Genomic DNA, 21,952 nt, shown 5'->3' with positions numbered 1-21,952 from the left:
CCACCTTAACTAATTTTTTTATCAATTACTTTATCATTTGGCTGTGGAATTGCTGTACCTTCTATTACTCTTTCAATATCTTTCTTTAAACCGAACCAATTTTTATTCGTATGCCCTGCAATCCACCATTCATCATTAACCCGTTGTATCCAAATACGGCGATGATTCCAATACATACCTTGAATGACACCAACCATAAATATAAATCCTCCAATACCGAGAATCCAAAGCGTTAAATCTTTTCTTACAGTAAGTGCTGTTGCATTTTGCATTTCAACACCTGCAAACGACATTTTATATTTGTTGTTTCCATCAGGTTCTATATTTTGCTGAATACCAACAAAACTCACTTCACCATCTGGTGTTTCAGGTGTAAACATTTTAAATACAAATGCAGGATTGTTCGGTAATTTCGTTTTTGTATTTGGTTTTCCATTCTCATCGAAATAAAAATCAGGAAAATAGCTTAATAGTTCTAGAGAATAACCATTTCCTAAATCATATTTTTCCTTAGGATTCGTTAAATCTACTTTAATCGGTCCCCATTTTTGATTATTTTCTTTATTTTGCAAGTTGAAGGACATACTTTTAAATTCACTTTCTTTATAATCCACTTGATACACTGCAAATTGATCAAATTTCAGTGGTTCATTCACTCGAATTTCCGCTTCTTTTACTTTTTCCAACTTTGGTTTTTGCCCTGCTATATTTTCACCCACAGCTTTATATAATACAGCATTCGTTTGGAAGTTTTTCGCAATCATTTTATCGCCTACACGATCAATCGCTTCCTCAAAAACTTCCTTATCCTTACTTTTATCATAAACTTCTTTTATAAATTTCTCGTTTTTTAAGTAGTATTGTCCATCCGTCCCTGGTATTTCTTTCGTTTCACCATCACGTAACCAAAGTGCTTCGTCTACGTACATACTCGGTAAAAAACGAAGCATCGCACCGAATAAAAAGATAATAAGACCGATATGATTTACATATGGACCCCAACGCGAGAAGCGTCCCTTTTCTGCTAAAACGTTTCCGTCTTCCACTTTCACATTATAGTTTCTTTTCTTTAAATTCTTTTGCACTGTTTCCAGGTCACCATCTTGCGGTGTACCAGTCCCATATATTCTCTGTCTCTTTAAAAAGCTAGGATGTCTTTTTACGCCTTGCTTTTTTAAAGCTTTATAAAGCGGAATAACGCGGTCTAAACTACATATCACAAGTGAAATACCGATAGAAGCAATCAAAATCATATACCACCATGAACCGTATAAATTATTAAATCCTAATTGATAGTATAATTGTCCTAAAAATCCGTATTCTTGTTTATAATATTCAGCTGGTGCAATCCCTGGAGTTATGTACATTTCTTGCGGAAAAATAGTTCCTATCGCTGATGCAGCTAAAGTTATAACGATTAGCCATACACCCACTTTTACAGAAGAGAAAAAGCTCCAAATTTTATCGACTATCGTTTTTGTTTGCGTGAGAGATCTCCGTGCACTCCCCTCATAGCGCATATCCAATAGTTTTGCATTTTCATTGCTTTCAAATGGTTTCCCGCAAGCTTCACAAAAAACGGTTCCTATCGGATTAACATGTCCACATTCACACTTAATTTCTTTCAACACTCTCACCGCCCCTGTATCTATATGTACTATTGTATATTCTAACCTCGAGTTACCGCAATACTCAGAATTTTTAAACCAGAGGCACTATAGACACGCACCTCTTATGTAAAGGCTTTCTTTATTACGGAGTAATTTTCTTTAAATACCCTTCTAACTGTTCTTTCGTTTGTTCACCTATAATTTGCTCCATTACTTTTCCATCTTTATCAATCAAAAAGCTTGTCGGTAATGGACCTACTCCATATGTTCCTATAATCTTTTGTCCTTTATCAATTGCAACTGGGAATTTCAAATCATATTGGTTCACAAAGTTCTTTACTGCAATATCCGTTTCATCTGCATCTAACGCTATGATTTCAACGCCTTTTTCTTTATACTTTGGATATAACTCATTCATATAAGGCATTTCTTTTTCACAAGGTTTACACCACGTGCCCCAAAAGTTTAAAAATACACCTTTCCCCTTTAAATCTTTTAGTTCAATTTTCTTCCCTTCTAAATCCGTCACAACAAAGTTAGGTGCTTCTTTTCCGATTTGCATTTTCTCTTTATTAGCAAAGAATCCTTGATAAAGGGTAAATCCTACAGCACCACATAAAATGAGTAGAATAATAACGCGAAATAATAAGCGATTTTTCTTCATATTACCTCTCCTCTCCTCGGTAAATGTTATGTATTATCTTCTGTAAATGTTGTATTGAATAAATCACCAGCAGAGCACTCCACTGGTGAATTTTTAACTCTATAGCTTATCTTGGCTTTGTAGAAGCAAGCGCGCGTAATTGTTTCACCTCATGTGGTGTCAATTCTCTCGCATCACCAGGTCGCAGGCTTCCTACTTCTAAGAAAGCATAACGTTCACGTTTTAATTTCACTACTTTACAGTCTAACGCTTCAAACATACGACGCACTTGACGATTACGTCCTTCATGAATTGTTAATTGTACAATAGCCATCTCTTTACGCTTGTCCCAAGAAATGATTTTCACATGTGCTGGTGCTGTTTTACCATCTTCTAGTGCAACACCGCGTTCTAACATACGAATTTTCTCACCTGTTAGTGGACCTTTTATTTTTGCAACATACGTTTTTTCAACTTTATATTTAGGATGCATTAATATATTTGCGAAGTCCCCGTCGTTTGTCATTAATAATACTCCTGACGTATCATAATCTAGACGTCCGATTGGGAATAAGCGTTGTGTAATTTCAGGGAAAAAGTCTGTTACAACATTTCTACCTTTATCATCTGATACACTTGAAATTACACCAGTTGGTTTATATAGTAAAAAATAAACAGGTTCTTCTTTTTCAAGAGGGATGTTATTTACTTCTACTTTATCTTGAGGAGTTACTTTTGTTCCTAACTCTTTCACTATTTTTCCGTTAACTTTTACTTTTCCTTGCTGAATTAATTCCTCAGCCTTTCTTCTCGATGCAATACCTGCTTGCGCAATCACTTTTTGTAATCGTTCCATTTCTTTTTTTCACCTCGAATTTATCTTACCTTACATTAGAAAGACTTGGCAACCGCATACGCTTTACGGTTATTCGCTCCATCTCACTTAAACAACATAGCGATGATAATAAACATATAAAGGTCAAATCATGTTTTTATCCTTTATTATTGTCCATATTTTTCATATTTCTCACAATAAAAGTTCATCATTTTGTCAAAAATACTGCATAAAAAAACCACTATTAAGCTACACCTTAATAGTGGTCGTATACGTATTATACGCGAAATAGCATAAAAAATGAATAGCTTTACTGAAACAATAGAGAAACAAAGACAATCGAGCAAATAATTCCGATTAAATCTGCAAAAAGACCTACTTTTAATGCATCTCCCATTTTTCTAATACCAACAGCTCCAAAGTATACTGTTAAAATATAAAAAGTCGTATCTGTACTCCCTTGCATCGTAGAAGCTAATCTCCCAATGAATGAATCTGGCCCATATGTGGCAATTAAATCAGTCGTAATACTTAGACCAGCAGAGCCAGAAATAGGGCGTATTAGTGCTAATGGAACGATTTCTGCTGGAACATGAATTAAATCTAACATTGGCTTCATTACTGATATCATTGCATCTAGCGCACCTGACGATCGGAATATAGAAATAGACACAAGCATTCCAACCATAAACGGTAAAATGGAAATTGCAATTTGAATCCCTTCTTTTCCTCCCTCAACGAACGATTCATACGTCGGCACTTTCTTTATCGTCCCATATAAAAGGATAAAACCAATTACACAAGGGATTACCCATAAGGAAATTGTATTTACAATACTCATTTTTTCCGCCCCTTTCTACTCCTTCTTCGGTAAAAATAGCGGTCAATCCAAATTGCTCCAATCATAGAAAGTACTTGTGCAATAAAAGTTACCCCAACAATTTCAGTAGGATTCGCTGATTCATACGTCATTCGAATTGAAATGACTGTCGTAGGAATTAATGTAATAGCCGATGTATTTAATGCTAGAAACGTCACCATAGAACGGCTCGCCGAATCCTTTCCTCCATTTAACTCTTTTAGTTGTTCCATCGCTTTAATACCAAGAGGAGTTGCTGCATTACCTAGACCAAAAAAGTTTGCCATCATATTGGATAAAATAAATCCCATGGACGGATGATCCTTCGGTATTTCTGGAAACAACCTCTTTACTATCGGCATAAAAAGTGTAACTAACTTTTTTAACAGTCCCGCTTCCTCTGCAATTTTCATTAAACCAAGCCAAAATACTAAAACACTAATAAGTCCTATACAAATCGTTACTGCATCTTTTGCCCCGTCAAATACAGCTTTATTCACTTCTTCCATCGTTCCGTTTATCATGGCGTATACAATCCCAATAACAGCCATCGCTACCCATACGAGATTAACCATCGTTCCCAACACCTATCATGTAAGAAAAAATCTCTTTCACATTATTCCAGTAAAGTCCCGTTGTAGCTACTAACTTCCGTTTACTATAAAATAAATTCCGTTCTCCAACTTTCTCATTACCAACATAAACATCTGTCTTTCCAACCTTTACTCCGTCCTTAAGATTTGCACTTTTATCAAGTTCAACTTTTAATACCACGTTCTTTCTTTCCTCTTCAGTTAACGGTACTGAAAAACCATTTTTCGTATAAACATGGTTGGCATACTTCTTTTCATTTATTTCAGCAATTGCTCCTTGTCCTAAAACTTTCGTTTGTTTGAAACGTTCAAAACCTTTATCAAACAAATTCATATGATCATCCCAGTCACTAGAAGCACTCAAAGTTACGACAATTAAATCTAGTCCATCTTTTGATGCCGTTGTAACAAGCGTTCTTCCTGCTTTCTTCGTAAAGCCTGTTTTTCCTCCTGTTGCAAATTCATAATAAGATGTCACCAGCTTATGTTTATTTTTCCACGGGTAATCCCAAGAATCTGATTTATACGTTTTTGTTCCAAAGATTTTCTTAAAGTTCTCGTTCCCCATTGCATATTTTGTTAATAATGCCATATCGTAAGCCGACGAATAATGTGATCCATCTCCATCTAAACCATGAGGGTTTGAGAAGTGAGTATCTTTCATTCCAATTTCTTTTGCCTTCTCATTCATTAAATATACGAATCCATCTATACTCCCACCCACACTTTCAGCAATTACTTGCGCTGCGTCATTACCAGATCTAAGCATAAGTCCGTATACTAAATCTTCTAACTTCACTTTTTGTCCAGGCTTTAAATAGATTGCCGATCCTTCCACTCTCACCGCTTCATTACTAACTGATACCATTTCTTTCATCTTCCCTGATTCAGCAGCTAACAAGGCGGTCATGATTTTTGTTATACTAGCAATTTTTTGCGGCTCATGTTCTGCTTTTCCGTATAATACACGACCAGACTGTTGCTCCATTAATACAGCATTTCGAGCACTGACATTGCTGTTCATCTTTGCATATGTAGGAATCGGCATAACGCTTGCGTACATAATAAGAAGCGTAATGATTACACAAATTCGTCTCATATTTCCCCCCACGTCCTTTTGGCACTTTTTGTACAAGTGTATGCTTGGCCTTTTAAAATATGAACGAAATCTTCCTTCTGCTTCCATTAAAAAAGACGCAGGGAATTTGCGTCTAATATGGTGTCCATTCAATTTGTTTCGCAGTTTCAAACCTTTTTTCTACATCAGGCCAGTTTACAACATTCCACCAGTTTTTAATATATTCATCTTTTCGATTTTGGTATTGTAAATAATACGCATGTTCCCAGACATCTAGTACAAGAAGTGGTATCGTATCCCATTGTGTAAATAATTGATGAAGTGTACTTTGCAAAATTTCTAACCTTCCAGACCGGGGCACCCAAACGAGAATTGCCCAGCCTGAACCTTCTACTTTAGAGGCCGCTTCTGTAAAATGTTTTTGGAAACGTAAAAAGCTCCCAAAATCTTGTTCGATTTGTTGTGAAAAAGCACCTCTTGGACTTCCACCACCATCTTTTTTCATGTTATTCCAAAATATTGTGTGTAAGTAATGGCCTGATCCATGAAAAGCCGCTTCCCTTTCCCAATGCTTAATTAAATCAAATTGATTTGTTTTTCTCGCTTCTTCCATCATCTTCTCTGCTTTATTTAACCCTTCCACGTAACTACGATGATGTTTATCATGGTGTAACATCATAATTTCTTTAGAAATATACGGTTCTAACGCATTATACGGATAAGGTAATGGTGGGAGTGTATGTCCTCCAATTGGAACAGCTCGTTCACTATCCCCTCTTTCATATAATTCATACTCCTCTTCTTCTTGCATAAATACTTCCTGCAAGTGATGCTGAATATGTTCTACATCATCGCTTATTTCATACATAAACTCTGCATCTGTTTCATACTCATGCTCTTTCATACGCTCTAATAACGTCTGAATTTTATAAGCAAGCATATGGACATCATACACTTCCATTGCGCGGCTATCTAATACATGAAGAACACTTTCACACCAATTTTCTACTTCATGAAAGTAATCTGTAAATACACCTTGCTGATTCATGTTGCACCTCCCTAATGCTATCCACTTAACTATATTCAACGAAAATCCCTTATATAACTGTACAAAAGGAAAAGAAGCTAAGTCACCTTAGCTTCTTTTTCTCAATCAATATTTGTGTAACATCTTTGTCTGATAATCCGTCTCATAATATTCTAGTTCTTCACGCATCAATTGAAATTTACCTTCTAAACTCTTCATCACTTGCCCCAAAGATGCAGGTGGTGTTTGTTGAAAAACGATAGAATTTTTTCCTGTATATGCAGACCGACTATTTTCATACCAATAATCACTCTTCGGTGAAAAAAACTCTGCAATTACTTGATGGTAAATTTTATATAAAATTTTTTCAGCTGCTGTTTTTCGAAATGGCTGACTATTCAACAAAACAAAACATGCATCATGTCCTTCTTCACAAAAAACGAGAAGTCGTCTCATTGATGCTAATAACCCTTTATAATATTGCTCATTCCCTGCCGGTGTCTCCTCTAATAAAGAAGGCAACGTATGATAATTTACATAATTGGTTATCAAATAAATAGCATCTTCTAAAAATATAGAAACTTGTTCTGTTTGATTTTCAACCATCAAATTAGACATTTTTTCTCTCTCCTTTGCCATTTCACGCTATTTCTACTCTTTTATTTTTATGTAATTCAGCCAATATTTCTTGTACTTTCGACACCGTTCCCTCATCAAAATATTGTTGAAATTCTTCCATATTATTTAAATACAAACGTTTTTGCGCACGAAGCTCCCTATCTTTCACTAAACAACATATCGCTACAATATCGCGCAAATATATGTTTTGTTCTTCTACTTTATACACTGGATTTCCTTCAAAAGGAGTAATTTCTTGTAAAACTTCTTCAAAATATCGAACGTATAAAACCGAAAAAGTTTTCTCTTTATCATTTAATATATATGTCACTTCAGATCTGTTAAAAAAGTCTTCTGATGTATTAGGTTTCGCTTTTTCTAACTCATATCCTACATAACCTTTTATAATCATATACTCCCCCTCCTCCTTCTTTCATCTTATTCTAACTTAATTTTCTGATAAACAAAATATTCTTTTAAATATACCTATATAAAAAATAGCTCCCCTACACAGGAATTTACCTTTTTATTTTTCTTGAAGTTTGTCATAATAATATTATTGTCTCAGTTTTCTTACACAAGGAGAGTTGTATTTATGTCGTTTTCATGGAAACGTTTCTTACAAATCGGGAAAATTATCTTCCCATTTGTTGTATTAACAATTGTATTCTTTCAAGCAAAAAAAGAATTAGCGGGCATTTCTTTTTTAGAAGCGATTGATACAATCAAAAACATTCCAACTGGAGGAGTCTTTTTAGCAATTACACTTGGTGCATTTGCTGTATCAACAATGTTCTTTTATGACTATGTTATGCTTCGTTACTTAAAAGCTGATATCCCTGTCCAAAAGATTTTCCGTATCTCGTGGATTGCTAATACTTTAAATGGATTTATCGGGTTTGGCGGTCTCGTTGGAGCCGGCGTACGCACAATGCTTTATCGTCCATACATAAAAGAAAATGGAAAACTTATTAAAAGTATCGCTTGGATGACAACTGCCTTTATTAATGGATTAGCCATTCTTTCATTTCTTGGTCTTATCGGAATATTAGACACGAGATTTATTTTACATGAAAAACCATGGCTATGGCCTGTTCTTATCTTCTTCGCTCTTTTCGTCCCTATATATATTGGATTTTCTAAATTAAAAAATAGAAAAGCGACGCAAACAGAGGGACAAGAAGAAGAGGAGAAAAATCCAACTGTTTTATACTCATTAGTTTCATTAGTCGAATGGGTATCTGCTGGTATTGTTATGTACGTCATATTACTATTATTTGGCATTGAAATCGAATTCCAAAAGTTTTTAGGCGTATATGTCATTGCTGCTTTAGCTGGTGTCGTTAGTCTTGTTCCTGGTGGCCTTGGATCATTTGATCTTGTCTTCTTAACTGGGCTTGGGCAATACGGCATCGATACAGGTGTTTTACTCCCTGCTATGTTATTATATCGTCTCGTCTATTACATCTTACCATTCTGCCTTGGTCTCATTTTTGCAGCTTTTGAAATGACAGGAGTAGCCATTAAAAAGTTTGAAGATAAACCTTTTATTGCGCCTGCACTAGAGACAACTGGTGTTATATGGACTTTGCAGCGTGACTTTCTAGGAAAGTTAGGTTCTTGGGCATCTGCTGCTTTAACGGTATTTGCTGGCTTAATGGTTATTTTATCAACCATTCTACCGACAAGTATAAATCGGGCACACGCCTTACATATTCTAGCTCCAAAACACCTTATTCAATTTTCTTTTAGCTTATCGCTAACATTCGGTATTCTCCTCCTCATTCTTTCACGGGGAATATATTACGGAACAAAACGTTCTTATTATATGACGATTGTTTCTTTAATTGGAGCTGCTATTTTTAATACACTAAAAGGAATTGATGTTGAAGAAACGTTTATTTTATTAATCGTACTCGCTGTATTGTATATGCTTCGTAAAAGGTTTGTACGTGAGAAAATGGAAGTCTCACTTTCCGATATCGTAAAAGTTTTTATATTCCTACTTGTAACGTTATATTTATATAAAAACTTAGGTATTTTATTTGCAGGTGCAAAAGAAGCATTCAAACCTGATTTTGTCGTTCGTAATATTACACAAGTGAAACGAAGTGCATTAGCAGCTGCCTTTTTTGTTCCTACTTTTTTACTAATTGGTTCACTCATTGCAAATCGTTATCGAAATGAATTTCCCGGGCAACCAGCTAATGATAAAAGATTACAAAACTTCTTAGATGAACATGGCGGAAATGTACTTAGTCATTTAGGTTTTTTAGGAGATAAACAGTTCTTTTTCAGTAGCGATGGAAAAGCTCTCATTCTCTTCTCAATAACTGGAAAACGACTTATTGTACTAGGTGATCCAATTGGGGACCCTTCCTCCTATCGTACTGTATTGCAAGAGTTTTTAGCTGAGGCTGATCGATTTGGATACATTTGTGTATTCTACCAAATTGAAAGCAAATGGATGAGTTTATATCACGATTTTGGTTATAACTTCTTTAAGCTCGGTGAAGAAGCTGTTGTTGATTTAAATACATTTACAATAACAGGAAAGAAACGTGCTGGCATGCGAGCTACTTTCAACCGTTTTGAAAGAGAAGGCTATACATTCTCTATTCACGAGCCACCTTTCTCAGACGAATTATATGAAGAATTAAGAAAAGTTTCAGATGCATGGCTTGGTGGAAAAAAAGAGAAAGGTTTTTCACTCGGATACTTCGATCGTGAATATATTAGTCGCGCTCCTATCGCAACATTATCTGATGCAGATGGAAAAATTATTGCATTCACAACATTCATGCCCGTATATCAAAACGGATCATTATCTGTCGATTTAATGCGATATTATCCCGATGCGCCTAGCGGCATTATGGACGCAATTTTCATCCACTTATTCCAATGGGCAAAAGAAAATGAATACCACTCCTTTAATATTGGTATGGCACCACTTTCAAATGTTGGTTTATCTACACAGTCTTTCTGGTCTGAACGAGTGGCTGCTGCAATCTTTAATAACGTTCGTTATACGTATAGTTTCAGCGGATTACGACATTTTAAAGAAAAATATAAACCAGCATGGAGCGGTAAATATTTAGCATTTAGGAAGAATCATTCTTTACCAATTACAATGCTCTCTGTAACAAAATTAATAGGAAAAAGAAAAAACAGCTAAATTCTTAGCTGTTTTTTCTTTTTTGCACTTGTACAATAAATTCTTTTTCATACTTCTTACCATTTATATAGAAATCCCCCCACATTTTATACGTGCCCTCGGCAGGAAATGTAATCCGGTATTGTAATTGCTCATCCGTATCTACAGGCATAGCGTATAAAAAGTTCTCCTTCGTTTCATCCACGATATAGAGTGACTCTACTTCTCCTCTCTCTGAATGTAATTTCAATTTTTCACCCTTTTTCGCTTGAAACTGAAATGTTAACGTAACTGGTTCATTCGGATGTAATGCTCCAAATAAAAGAGAAACTTCATAATCTCCTATTTTTTTTGTAAGTACACTGTCGATTGGAAATTTCACTTTTTTCTTATTGTTCTCCTCTTTCGTTCTACCAAAATCTTTCCTAGCGAATGACTCTACGGACTTATTTTTATCTTCGTATAAAAATATTGTATATTCTTCGTCTTTCGCTATTTTGGAAGATAACTTATATGACCCGTTCCCTGCAAATGTAGGTTTAATTTGTTGTATGTTTTTTAGCTGTCCGTCTACAATCACTGCCCGAATTTGATCATTTACACCACGAATTTCATTATTCTTTTTGTTTAACAACTGAAATACAATATCTACTTTTTCATTTCCCTTTCCATTTGAAACATCCCACTTTACTTCCTGAACATCTCCTACAGTCTCTTCGTTTTCTTGATATTTTTTTATGTAAAATCCTCCTGCCACAATAAGTACTAACGCAATAAGCCCAATGACAAGATTTTTCAAAACATCACCTACCATTTTTATTGTCTCTATTCATACAAAACTTCTTAAGATATATATTCTAGATTATGATTTATGAAATCCTCCTATTTTGCACATATTACAAATAATAAAAAGATTTTAATTGAAAGGATTCGTAGTGTATAATGCAAATGATATTGATTTCTATCAATACATTATAAGGAGGACTTTTCATGAGTGTACATATCGAAGCAAAACAAGGCGAAATCGCTGAATCTATTCTATTACCTGGTGATCCATTACGTGCAAAATATATCGCTGAAACATTTCTAGAGGACGTTACTTGCTATAATAACGTACGTGGTATGTTAGGTTTCACTGGAACTTATAAAGGAAAACGTGTATCTGTTCAAGGTACAGGTATGGGTGTTCCTTCTATTTCTATTTATGTAAACGAATTAATCCAAAGCTACGGAGTTAAAAATTTAATTCGCGTTGGAACTTGCGGTGCAATTCAAAAAGATGTAAAAGTTCGTGATGTTATTATCGCAATGACGGCTTGTACTGATTCTAATATGAACCGTTTAACATTCCCAGGATTTGATTTCGCGCCAGCTGCAAACTTTGATCTTTTAAAGAAAGCTTACGATGCTGGAACTGAAAAAGGATTACACGTTCGTGTCGGTAACGTTTTAACAGCAGATGTGTTTTATCGCGAAAGCATGGACATGGTTAAAAAACTTGGAGATTACGGTGTATTAGCAGTAGAAATGGAAACAACTGCTCTTTATACATTAGCAGCGAAATACGGTGTAAATGCATTATCTGTATTAACAGTTAGCGATCACATCTTCACTGGCGAAGAAACAACATCTGAAGAGCGTCAAACTACATTTAACGAAATGATTGAAATCGCTTTAGATGCAGCAATTCAACAATAATACATTAAAGAACTCGTCATACGTCTGGTGAGTTCTTTTTATGTGACTTTTTATAAATAACTATTTTATAAAGAGACAGATTTCTCCCCTCTACTTTCTTGTAACGTTTGTTATAATAAAGTGAAACTTTAATCAGTGGGGATTTTTCCCATTCCCCACTGATTATGAGTTGAGCCAATCGGACTTTTACGGGCAGTTGATCTCCCACCTAACTCTCTTGTATTTGCCAAATTTTGAAGTGGGAGTCTTATTGCCGGTTAAAGCGGGATAAAGAAATCATTTACAGTATTTCTCATAAGAGGTGACGCAGTGAAAAACAGAAGTATCGTCTTTAAACTATTTTTATTAACATCAACTTTATTTACAATCATATTCCTACTTTTTTTCCTAGGACAATCTCTATTTTTAGAGAAATTTTATATTAATAAAAAAGTAAAAACAGTCCAAACTGCTTTTGAAAAATTCGTAGATAATTATGACAAAAGTGATAAAAGTTATGAAAAAGTTAGAAAACTAAAACAAGAATTTCATGATAAAACAAATGCCGATATGCAGTTTTTGGATTCTAACGGTATTATTAAAAGTGATAACAATTACTATATCGATGTATATAATCCCAACGATACTAAACAGTATTCCATTCCACTCAATAATCTTTTAACACCAGAAGAATATAATAAATTCGAAAATTTAGGTTTAAAAAAAGATGTAATAATCAATGTTGATGGAGTCGTACAAGAAAATAATATAATCACACCACAAAAATTAGGAACGAATTACAATCAATGGCAAAACGAACATTTCTATTCGGATTTCCAGTCAATTAATGGTAACCCTTCTAAGAATAGACTTGGGAGCCGATACAAATCTACAACTCGCATCGTCTTTACAGGTGTTATAACTAAGTTACAGCTCCCATCCAAAGCTGAGGTTCGTCTTGCAAATGATATTGAAACATTACAAGCCGTTCAATATTTTGCAGATATTATTAGAGATGGTACTTCTAACTCGAACCAATTAAACACTTTCATATTAGATGGCGGAGAAAATATAAAAAATAGTATCTTTGTAAAGCCTATTATGGAAAACGGAAAGATTACAGAATACGCTTTTGCGATAGCATCTTTGCAGCCTGTTAATGAAGCGATGCTCGTTTTAAAAGATTATTATGTTTATGCCTTAATCATCGTGTTTCTCGTTATTATTTTGTTATCCTTCTACTACTCAAAAATCATTGTTAAGCCATTAATTAAAATGAATCGTGTTACAAAAAAAATGGCTAATTTTGATTTCAGCGAGAAATTACCTATTACAGCCGACGATGAAATTGGCGGGCTTTCCGGCAGTATCAATACATTATCTGTAAATTTAAAAGATCGAATCGATCGATTAAATGTTGCCAATACAAAGTTACAACAAGATATTGAACGTGAACGTCAATTAGAGAAAACAAGAAAAGAATTCATTTCTGGCGTATCACACGAATTAAAAACACCTCTAAGTGTAATTAGAAGTTTTGCAGAAGGAATTAAAGATGGTGTTAGTAAAGATACATCGTATTATACTGATGTTATTTTAGAAGAAACAGAAAATATGAACAGGCTGATTGTTGAAATGTTAGAATTAGCAAAGTTAGAATCTGGTACTTACAAACTAGATATGACGACGTTCTCAATCGGTGAATTAACGCAACAAGTCTATACAAAATTATTATTTAGCATGGAAGAAAAGCATTTACAAGTGAACGTCGATGCAGACCCTTCTATACTTGTTAAAGCAAATCGTAGTCGTATTGAGCAAGTAGTTGTGAACTTACTAAGTAATGCAATTCGTTATACGCCAGATGGAGAAAAAATACAAGTCTCCATTATAGAAGCAGAAGATACCGTAAAAGTCGAAATCGAAAATACAGGAAACCCTATCCCTGAAGAAAGTCTTGAAAAAATTTGGGATCGCTTCTATCGTCTAGATGCATCTCGTAGCCGTCACACCGGAGGTACCGGTCTCGGATTATCTATTGTAAAAAACATTTTAGACCTCCATCATGCCGAGTACGGTGTGTATAATACGACTAACAGTGTTGTATTCTATTTCAATTTACAAAAAGTAAAAGAAGTCAAATAATTTGTCTTAATTTCACTAGGAGTTCACATGAAATTCACACTCTCCCTTTATAGTAAGAAACAAGTTAATCCTTTCCTTTACACATATAAAAGAGGAGAGTGCGTGAAATGAAACAAGCAGGACAACCTATTCAAAACGAAAAACAATTAGAAACTATCAAAAATATACTTTTACAATCTTCGAAACGCGATGGCTTATTATTCGTATTAGCTGTAAATTCTGGCTTAAAAGTAAGTGAAATCTTACAATTAAAAGTTAGTGATGTAATCGATGAAAATGAAAATGTTCGCCATTCCATTTTATTTTACAATGAAAAAGTGAAGAAACATAAATGGTTTGCTGTAAATGAAGACTTACAGCACGCAATCGAAGACTACATGAAAGAACGTAAAACTTGGAAACGTAATGAACCATTGTTAAAATCTCAAAAAGGAACAAAATCTATTACGAGACAACATGCATGGTACATTTTAAACAAAGCTGCAAAAGAAGTTGGATTAGAAGGGATTAGCTCACATACACTTCGAAAAACTTGGGGCTATTGTGCATACAAATCAGGTGTTGATATTGCATTTTTACAACACTTCTTTGATCACAGTACTCCATCAAAAACTTTAAAGTATATCGGTATTGCTTAATAGCTCTTATACATAAAAAAGGTTACCATATAAAAAAATGGTAACCTTTTTTATATTTCATATTCTCTTTTCTTGTCTCTCCTATACTGTAGTGGTACTCTAATAATAAGGGGGAGAAATTATGAACACACTTACAATTGAATTACCGCAAGAAACGGCTGAAAAACTTGATTTATTAAAACAAGCTTATGAAAAGAAAACAGGTGCTTCTATTTCTAAGAGCACTCTCGTTCAAACACTTATCTCAAAAGAATTTATCCAAGCGATAACTCCTTTTGATTTACAACAATTCGTCAACGGAAAAGAACAGCATTAATCGCTGTTCTTTTTTTATCTCTATTTAAAATATACAAAGTTTTTTATATATTTTTAGAAAAACCATTGACAATGATAATGATAACCATTATCATTTATTGTGAAGCCAACAATTGATGAATCAACCAAACGCTCAGTAACATTGTTACCCCTCTTTTTCATATAGAAAGGCACTGTACATTCCCCCTGTTTGTACAGTGCCTTTCTTGTTTATTATCATTCAAAAAAATTTAATTGCTCCGGCTTCGGCTCACCATATGTAATGTTCATCATTTTCATAAGCTGTTTCGCATTATCTGCTGCATCTCCACCTGAATTGTTGTTAAACAGTACGTATATATCCTTTGTTTTCTTTTTTAATTGCTCTAGTCGTTCAATCCATTCTTCCAGTTCTTTATTGTTGTAGCGATATAAACAGCGAACCGCTCTCCAATTTTCCCCTTTATCCAGCCAACCATGAACATTTCGACCGTGAAAACGTATTAATGCCATGTCTGAATTCGTAACCTCTAGCACGAGTGGCACCGAACCTATTCCAGCCTGTGGTTCATCACAAATTGTATGAACCCATTTCTCCTGTTCTAGAAACTGTAACGTCTTATCTCTCATTTCTGGATAAAACCATGTTTGATTTCGAAATTCTATTGCACATGGTAAACCTTCCATTTTTTCTTTCGTATATCGAAGAAAATCTACATTTTTCTTTTTGCAATCAAACCATGGTGGATATTGAAATAAAATTGTTTTTAATTTATTAGCTTCTATTAAAGGAAGAATAGACTGTTTATACACATCAAACATCTCATCGAACGTAGAAAAAGGAATTTCACCTTTCATATGTCCTGTCATTCCCTGATACGCTTTTACGACAAAAGAAAAATCTTTCGGCGTTTCCATTGCCCATTTTATATAATTTCGTGCAGGTTGCATCGCGTAAAATGAACTATCCACCTCTACAATAGGAAAATACTCGCTATATGTTCGTAATTTATTTCTATTTTCATAGGAATCTATGTATAAAGAATTATGATCTCCCCATCCTGTCACCCCAATGAACAGCACATATATCCCTCCCTTTTTAACTTCATCTTCTATTCATTTTCCAAACACTTTGCATCATGTAGCCTTTTCTTTAAGAGTATCCTTATAAAAATATGATATACTATATGGAAGAATTTTTAAAATGAGGGGTTATTTATTTATGCTTCCAAACGATGCTACTGTATTTCATGAAAAACGAATTGAAGAACTAGAAAATAAAGTACGTTTTTATGAAGAACTTGTGAATCAATTACCACATCATTTCACATACAAAAATCCACATATTGGTTTACAAATAAAGAAAACCAGAACAACTCATTCCATTCAAGAAATACCAAAAGAGAATAAAGACGCTAATTTTCAACTTACTTGTGATTCATTATTTTTATTTGAACAACTTGAAAAACACTTTGTTCATATTTTTGATGCTTTTTCACATCATGTAACCTTTGTCGATAATAAAGGGAATATTACTTTATGTAATCAAGTTGCCGCAGATGATTTCGGTGTAATACGCAATGATATTATTGGAAAACCAATTCAACAATTACTAAACTTGCCGGAAGAAAAAATCAAAGCAATTGAAACATTAAGAACCGGAACAGAAATATATAATGAAGAAGTTTTAGACAAAAACTATGGCATTATAAATAACCGAATTATTCGTGATTATAACGGTGAGATTTTTAGAGTTATTAGTGTCTTTCATTATTTAAATACAGAACGTGATGCAGAGAAGTTTTCGTTAGCAGGACGAATCGCAGCTGGAATTGCACACGAAGTACGAAATCCTCTTACAACAGTACGCGGATACTTACAATTTTTACAAGAAAGTGTTTCTCCATCAAATAAAGAGTTATTTAAAAACTTGCTTATCCCTGAATTAGATCGTGCAAATAATATTATTACAAAATTTTTAGCGATTTCAAAAACACGTGAATTTACAAGAGAACCGTTTCCCATCAATACATTTTTACGCGACTATATTCAACAGTTACTAGCTAGTGAAGTCTTCTTGCATAACATTTCAATTGATTATAACTTTTCTAATGAATTAGATGATATTTTAGTCAATATTGATCGACATGAACTTGTTCAAGTATTTTTAAACCTATTTCAAAATGCCGTCGATGCTCAAGGCGAAAAACCTCTTTCTATTCAAATCACTAGTTATCGCCTAGATAACTTCGTTCGGATTACTTTCACAGATAACGGAATTGGTATTCCTCCAGCTATTCAAGAATATATCTTTGATCCATTCTTCTCAACGAAGGATTCGGGAACAGGACTAGGCTTGTCAGTAACAAAAAAAATCATTCAAAATCATAACGGTACGCTCAAAATGACTAGTGCTCCAGACGGCACAACCTTCACTATCTCTATTCCGATTTTACCTAAAGTAAATCGTGAAGCAATTAACTTATAAAATGATAATGCTGTTCTATGAACTCCCTTTAATTGTTAAGCAAACTCTAACAATTAAAGGGAGTTTTTTATGCTAATTTATTCTCTTTAAAACATATAGATTTTTTTCTACTTTTTTATTGTTCGTGTTAGGTAGGTAAACTTCTTATTTTTTGAGAAATAGTAGTTTGTCCATCACGAATTTAATTTAAATTTCATTTTAATATATAGTAACGACTATTTATTCTATGAAAGAAAGGAATGAAAAGATGAACAATAAAAATAAAGGAAAAGTATTTTATGGTAATGATTGTTGCGAAGTAAGAGCTTGTAGTTATATCAACATCTCTAAGTCCGAACTTAAAGAATTTGTTAGACTTCTTCAAGTTCTTGGCCAAGCTATTCAAGCTGTCTTTCAAAACCATTCTCAAGTTAATATCAATAACTTGATTGATGTCCTAAATAACCTACAGAAATTCCTTAATTGCTTAGATTTGTCTCCTGCACAAAAACAAATCGGAAATTCTATTATTGCTAACCTATTAACTATTTTAAAAACAACACCTTTCTCATGCGGAGCATTATACGTTGAACTACAAAGCCTGCTTAATTATTTATTGTATATCGCTAAGTTATTCAAAATTGATTGCTGTGCTATCGATAATCTCGTTAAACTCATTTCAGAAATTCAAGCTATCTTAGTTCGATATGGATCTGGTTGCCTAGGTGGAGGAACTACTGGCGCTACTGGCGCTACTGGACCTCAAGGACCCGCTGGTGCTCAAGGTCCGGCGGGTGCTCAAGGCGCTACTGGTGCTCAAGGACCTCAAGGTGCTCAAGGACCAGCAGGTGCTCAAGGTGCTCAAGGTATTCAAGGTCCGGCGGGTGCTCAAGGTGCTACTGGTGCCCAAGGTCCAGCGGGTGCTCAAGGCGCTACTGGTGCTCAAGGTCCAGCGGGCGCTCAAGGTGCTACTGGTGCTCAAGGTCCGGCGGGCGCTCAAGGTGCTACTGGTGCTCAAGGTCCAGCGGGCGCTCAAGGTGCTACTGGTGCTCAAGGTCCAGCGGGTGCTCAAGGCGCTACTGGTGCTCAAGGTCCAGCGGGCGCTCAAGGTGCTACTGGTGCTCAAGGTGCTACTGGCGCAACAGGACCAGCAGGTACTCCGATCCCTATAACTACAGCTGTCTTAGGTAACACAAATGCACAAACAGTATCACCAGGAAGCAATATACAATTCAATGAAACATTCGAATTAACAAACCTCTCCTTTAACGGCTCTGATACTCTAACTGTTTTAGAAACTGGTGTATACGATATTAACTTCTCCGCATCTACAACATTCCCAGGCTCTTCACCATTTGGTTTCGGTCTTTCATTTAATGGCCAACCACCTAGTCGTAATTTTTCAACTAACGTTATCGGTAGTGCGGTTTCTTTCTCAACGATTATTACTTTAACAGCTGGTACAACAATCTCTGTACAACCTACAGCAAATACTATCTCTATTCCAAATACAGGTGAAACAACTGCAGTACTAACCGTCTTCCGAATTTACTAATTTTCGTCAAATAATCATATTTATAGTTATATATTTAATTGACTGTGTATTAAATCTCTCTTTTAATAAAAAGGAGCACTTATTTGGGAGGATAAGTGCTCCTTCTTTACGTTTCTTTACCTCAAATTTACTCTATCTTAATCCTCATTTTGTATGATAAATAATGAAGTCAAAGATATGAAAGAGGGATGAAAAATGAGAGTTATGTCACCGATACGCATTTGGATTGCACTTATGATATGCATTATTTTATGTGTAGGATTTTTTTTAACTCTAAAATATTCCACTATTTCAAAAGCAGAGAGAAAAACAGTTCCATACAAACTTTTGTATACGAAACAAAACGACATCCTTTATTCCAATTCCACAAATAATGAAAAAAAAGTTATAAAAGGAATGCTTATTACGAAAGCTTCTAATTACGAAACTCTACTTCAAATTGCTGAATCGATTAAAGATCAGTATACAAATAAAGGAATTGATGAAATCACGCTGTCTATCCATAATGAAAATAATGGTAGTTATGAAGAAGAATTACCTTACGAACCGATTAGTAAAGGAAAAATAATCGTCACATACGATTCTCAATCCTTTGGCAGTACGAACATTACTCTTAATGAATAGTAGCATTTATCTCACTCATTATGAGCTCACTTTATTTTTCACATGAGAAAGAGGCGAATAATGAAATTCGCCTCTTTTTTCACCATAATGATGGAATCCACTCTTTCACTTTATCAAACCACTCTTGCTGTTCTTTTTTCCTTTGTTGTTCCTCTTCTTGCCTTCTCTTTTCTTCTTCTTTTCTTCTCTTTTCTTCTTCAATTGTTTGCAATTGTTTTTTATAGTCCGCCTCAGATATTAACGACAATTGGAACGCTTTTTGGGCTGGGTTTGCATTTGCTTTTTTCATGATGTCCCGGAACATCGTCGTCGTAATTTGACTACCACCTGGCACATAATGCTCGCTATCTGTTTTGTCATATCCCACCCAAATCGCACCTACTAAATCTGGTGTGTATCCTACAAACCACGAGTCCTTCGCTCCTACGCTCGGACCATTTACAAGTTGAGTAGTCCCTGTCTTTCCTGCTGTATCAACATTATTAACTTTCGCTTTTTCACCTGTTCCCTTTTCGACTACACCTTTTAATAAATACGTCATCTTTTGAGCAATTTTTTCACTCGTCACTCGTGTCTCTTTTTTATACCATTTTCCTATTATTTCCCCTTCAGCATTTTGAACTTCTCTAATTGCATGAGCCTCTACTTGAACCCCATCATTAGCGAATGTACTATATGCTTGGGCCATTACAAATGGAGATGTCCCTACATGCATCCCACCTAAAGCAATTGGATACGTACGGTCTTCTGGTACTAATGGAATACCAAATCGCTCTAAAGATTTCAATCCTTTATCTAATCCTATTTGCTCTAATAACCACACAGCAGAAACATTATACGACTTTGCTACCGCTTCATACATTGTCACATTACCATGAAAAGCCTGATCACTATTTTTCGGTTCATATTCTTTAATATGAAATGGTTCATCCTTTAATATATCGTATACTTCATACCCTTGTTCTAAAGCAGGTACATATACAGCTAGAGGCTTTAATGTTGAACCTGGCTGTCTTTTTAATTGCGTAGCATGATTAAATTGTAAAAACTGATATGGTCCTCTCCCCCCAACTAAAGCTGGAACACCGCCTGTTTTGGGATTTATAAGGACTACACCCGTTTGCATAAGTTGATCTGAGCCACTATCTTTAAAATAACTATCATTATTCACAACATCTTCTACAGCTTGTTGTTTTTTCGGATCAAGCTCTGTATAAATACGATAACCACCTGCTAAAATTTCATTTTGTGTTAATTCATACTTATCCATCGCTTCCCTAACTATATAGTCTACATATTGGGAGTATTTACCTTTATATTTATCATCAACCCCACGTTTTAATACAAGGCCTGACTCTTTTTCTTTATTGTATTGTTCTTCAGAAATATATCCTTGTTCCTTCATTAAACTTAATACGACATTACGTCGTTCAATTGATTTATTAAAGTTTTTATAAGGCGAATACGCAGACGGCGCTTTAATTAAGCCCGCAATCGTTGCAGCTTCTGAAATTGATAAATCTTTTACATCTTTATCAAAATACGATTTAGCTGCCCTTTTTATCCCCCAAGCACCTTCTCCAAAATAGATTTGATTCATATACATTTCAATAATTTCATCTTTTGTATAAGTACGTTCTATTTTTTTCGTTAAAAAGTATTCCTTTATTTTACGAGAAAATGTACGATCTTGTGTCAGAAATACATTCTTCGCGAGCTGCTGTGTAATTGTACTTCCCCCTGCTACAACTTCTCCTGCTGTAATATTTTTAAAAACTGCACTTATAATTCCACTATAATAAATACCATGATGGTTAAAAAATTCCTTATCTTCTACTGCAACAATTGCCTGAACCATAATATCAGGAATATCTTTTCTTTTAACGCCTTCTGTTTTCGAAGAAGCTAATTTAGTTGCGACCTCATTATTTGCATCATAAATTAAAGTCGGTTGTGGAACAGCTTGTTTTAATTCAGATATGTCTTGAATGGAAATTATTATATTTACAGCAATAAATAGAGTAACGAGTACACTTCCCAATACAATTAATGAATTACGAAGTTTCTTCCTCTTATTGAACCACTCAAGCATTTTTTTAAAATGAGTGTTCTTCAATTTCATTCGTTCACTTCCT

Annotated in this window: 20 protein-coding genes; 8 read left to right on the top strand and 12 right to left on the bottom strand. The window is 34.7% G+C overall.

Annotated elements, in window-relative coordinates; genetic code table 11:
* Window positions 1-5: 5 nt before the first annotated feature.
* The 9 genes from resB to AC241_RS07740 all read right to left on the bottom strand — a co-directional run bounded on the left by resB (window position 6) and on the right by AC241_RS07740 (window position 7,675).
* Window positions 6-1,631, bottom strand: a complete 1,626-nt coding sequence (resB, locus tag AC241_RS07780) for a cytochrome c biogenesis protein ResB (protein WP_048565220.1) — start codon at window positions 1,629-1,631, stop codon at window positions 6-8.
* Between the two features lie 121 nt (window positions 1,632-1,752).
* Window positions 1,753-2,274 carry a thiol-disulfide oxidoreductase ResA gene (resA, locus tag AC241_RS07775; RefSeq protein ID WP_016082287.1) on the bottom strand — a complete coding sequence of 174 codons (522 nt, stop codon included), beginning with the start codon at window positions 2,272-2,274 and terminating at the stop codon, window positions 1,753-1,755.
* A 106-nt stretch (window positions 2,275-2,380) separates the two neighbouring features.
* Entirely contained in the window at window positions 2,381-3,109 is a 729-nt protein-coding gene (gene rluB / locus AC241_RS07770; RefSeq protein ID WP_029441842.1) for a 23S rRNA pseudouridine(2605) synthase RluB, read from the bottom strand.
* Window positions 3,110-3,398: 289 nt separating this feature from the next.
* Window positions 3,399-3,929 (bottom strand): spore maturation protein SpmB, encoded by a 531-nt coding sequence (spmB, locus tag AC241_RS07765; RefSeq protein WP_000029514.1) that lies wholly within the window; start codon window positions 3,927-3,929, stop codon window positions 3,399-3,401.
* Window positions 3,926-4,522 (bottom strand): spore maturation protein SpmA, encoded by a 597-nt coding sequence (spmA, locus tag AC241_RS07760; protein ID WP_000247811.1) that lies wholly within the window; start codon window positions 4,520-4,522, stop codon window positions 3,926-3,928. The genes spmB and spmA overlap by 4 nt, the downstream gene beginning before the upstream one ends.
* Window positions 4,515-5,639 (bottom strand): D-alanyl-D-alanine carboxypeptidase DacB, encoded by a 1,125-nt coding sequence (gene dacB, locus AC241_RS07755; protein WP_029441841.1) that lies wholly within the window; start codon window positions 5,637-5,639, stop codon window positions 4,515-4,517. The genes spmA and dacB overlap by 8 nt, the downstream gene beginning before the upstream one ends.
* A gap of 112 nt (window positions 5,640-5,751) precedes the next feature.
* Window positions 5,752-6,666: a superoxide dismutase gene (locus AC241_RS07750; protein ID WP_001075742.1), complete on the bottom strand. Its 915-nt coding sequence runs from the start codon at window positions 6,664-6,666 to the stop codon at window positions 5,752-5,754.
* Window positions 6,667-6,771: 105 nt separating this feature from the next.
* Window positions 6,772-7,263 (bottom strand): YpuI family protein, encoded by a 492-nt coding sequence (locus AC241_RS07745; RefSeq protein WP_029441840.1) that lies wholly within the window; start codon window positions 7,261-7,263, stop codon window positions 6,772-6,774.
* A gap of 22 nt (window positions 7,264-7,285) precedes the next feature.
* Window positions 7,286-7,675: a hypothetical protein gene (locus AC241_RS07740; RefSeq protein WP_000584361.1), complete on the bottom strand. Its 390-nt coding sequence runs from the start codon at window positions 7,673-7,675 to the stop codon at window positions 7,286-7,288.
* Window positions 7,676-7,858: 183 nt separating this feature from the next.
* Here AC241_RS07740 and mprF point away from each other — a divergent pair, with 183 nt between their 5' ends.
* A complete protein-coding gene (gene mprF, locus AC241_RS07735) occupies window positions 7,859-10,438 on the top strand; it encodes a bifunctional lysylphosphatidylglycerol flippase/synthetase MprF (protein WP_000010853.1) in 2,580 nt (859 codons plus the stop codon).
* 4 nt (window positions 10,439-10,442) lie between these two features.
* Here mprF and AC241_RS07730 read toward each other — a convergent pair whose 3' ends face one another.
* Complete coding sequence (locus tag AC241_RS07730) at window positions 10,443-11,231, bottom strand: hypothetical protein (RefSeq protein WP_043935494.1); 789 nt, start codon at window positions 11,229-11,231, stop codon at window positions 10,443-10,445.
* A 176-nt stretch (window positions 11,232-11,407) separates the two neighbouring features.
* On the opposite strand from AC241_RS07730, the gene deoD reads away from it, so the two are divergent.
* The 4 genes from deoD to AC241_RS07705 all read left to right on the top strand — a co-directional run bounded on the left by deoD (window position 11,408) and on the right by AC241_RS07705 (window position 15,193).
* On the top strand, window positions 11,408-12,115 hold the full coding sequence (gene deoD, locus AC241_RS07725) for a purine-nucleoside phosphorylase (RefSeq protein ID WP_000110707.1): 708 nt from the start codon (window positions 11,408-11,410) through the stop codon (window positions 12,113-12,115).
* A gap of 309 nt (window positions 12,116-12,424) precedes the next feature.
* Window positions 12,425-14,239 carry a sensor histidine kinase gene (locus AC241_RS07715; RefSeq protein ID WP_016082291.1) on the top strand — a complete coding sequence of 605 codons (1,815 nt, stop codon included), beginning with the start codon at window positions 12,425-12,427 and terminating at the stop codon, window positions 14,237-14,239.
* A 107-nt stretch (window positions 14,240-14,346) separates the two neighbouring features.
* Window positions 14,347-14,877: a tyrosine-type recombinase/integrase gene (locus AC241_RS07710; protein ID WP_000806236.1), complete on the top strand. Its 531-nt coding sequence runs from the start codon at window positions 14,347-14,349 to the stop codon at window positions 14,875-14,877.
* A 121-nt stretch (window positions 14,878-14,998) separates the two neighbouring features.
* Window positions 14,999-15,193 carry a DUF3924 domain-containing protein gene (locus AC241_RS07705; RefSeq protein ID WP_029441834.1) on the top strand — a complete coding sequence of 65 codons (195 nt, stop codon included), beginning with the start codon at window positions 14,999-15,001 and terminating at the stop codon, window positions 15,191-15,193.
* A 215-nt stretch (window positions 15,194-15,408) separates the two neighbouring features.
* On the opposite strand, the gene AC241_RS07700 is transcribed toward AC241_RS07705, so the two are convergent.
* Window positions 15,409-16,254: a DUF72 domain-containing protein gene (locus AC241_RS07700; protein WP_016082293.1), complete on the bottom strand. Its 846-nt coding sequence runs from the start codon at window positions 16,252-16,254 to the stop codon at window positions 15,409-15,411.
* 139 nt (window positions 16,255-16,393) lie between these two features.
* On the opposite strand from AC241_RS07700, the gene AC241_RS07695 reads away from it, so the two are divergent.
* From AC241_RS07695 to AC241_RS07685, 3 genes are all read left to right on the top strand, one after another.
* Complete coding sequence (locus tag AC241_RS07695; protein ID WP_050843065.1) at window positions 16,394-17,659, top strand: ATP-binding protein; 1,266 nt, start codon at window positions 16,394-16,396, stop codon at window positions 17,657-17,659.
* 247 nt (window positions 17,660-17,906) lie between these two features.
* Window positions 17,907-19,193 carry a Gly-Xaa-Xaa repeat protein gene (locus AC241_RS07690; RefSeq protein ID WP_050843063.1) on the top strand — a complete coding sequence of 429 codons (1,287 nt, stop codon included), beginning with the start codon at window positions 17,907-17,909 and terminating at the stop codon, window positions 19,191-19,193.
* A 195-nt stretch (window positions 19,194-19,388) separates the two neighbouring features.
* Window positions 19,389-19,817, top strand: a complete 429-nt coding sequence (locus AC241_RS07685; RefSeq protein WP_016082297.1) for a hypothetical protein — start codon at window positions 19,389-19,391, stop codon at window positions 19,815-19,817.
* Between the two features lie 79 nt (window positions 19,818-19,896).
* On the opposite strand, the gene AC241_RS07680 is transcribed toward AC241_RS07685, so the two are convergent.
* A complete protein-coding gene (locus tag AC241_RS07680; protein ID WP_016082298.1) occupies window positions 19,897-21,939 on the bottom strand; it encodes a transglycosylase domain-containing protein in 2,043 nt (680 codons plus the stop codon).
* Between the last annotated feature and the right edge of the window lie 13 nt (window positions 21,940-21,952).

Origin of the sequence: Bacillus thuringiensis, assembly GCF_001182785.1 — a bacterium.
GTDB classification, from domain to species: domain Bacteria; phylum Bacillota; class Bacilli; order Bacillales; family Bacillaceae_G; genus Bacillus_A; species Bacillus_A thuringiensis_S.
This window is presented reverse-complemented; position numbering and strand designations above follow the sequence as displayed.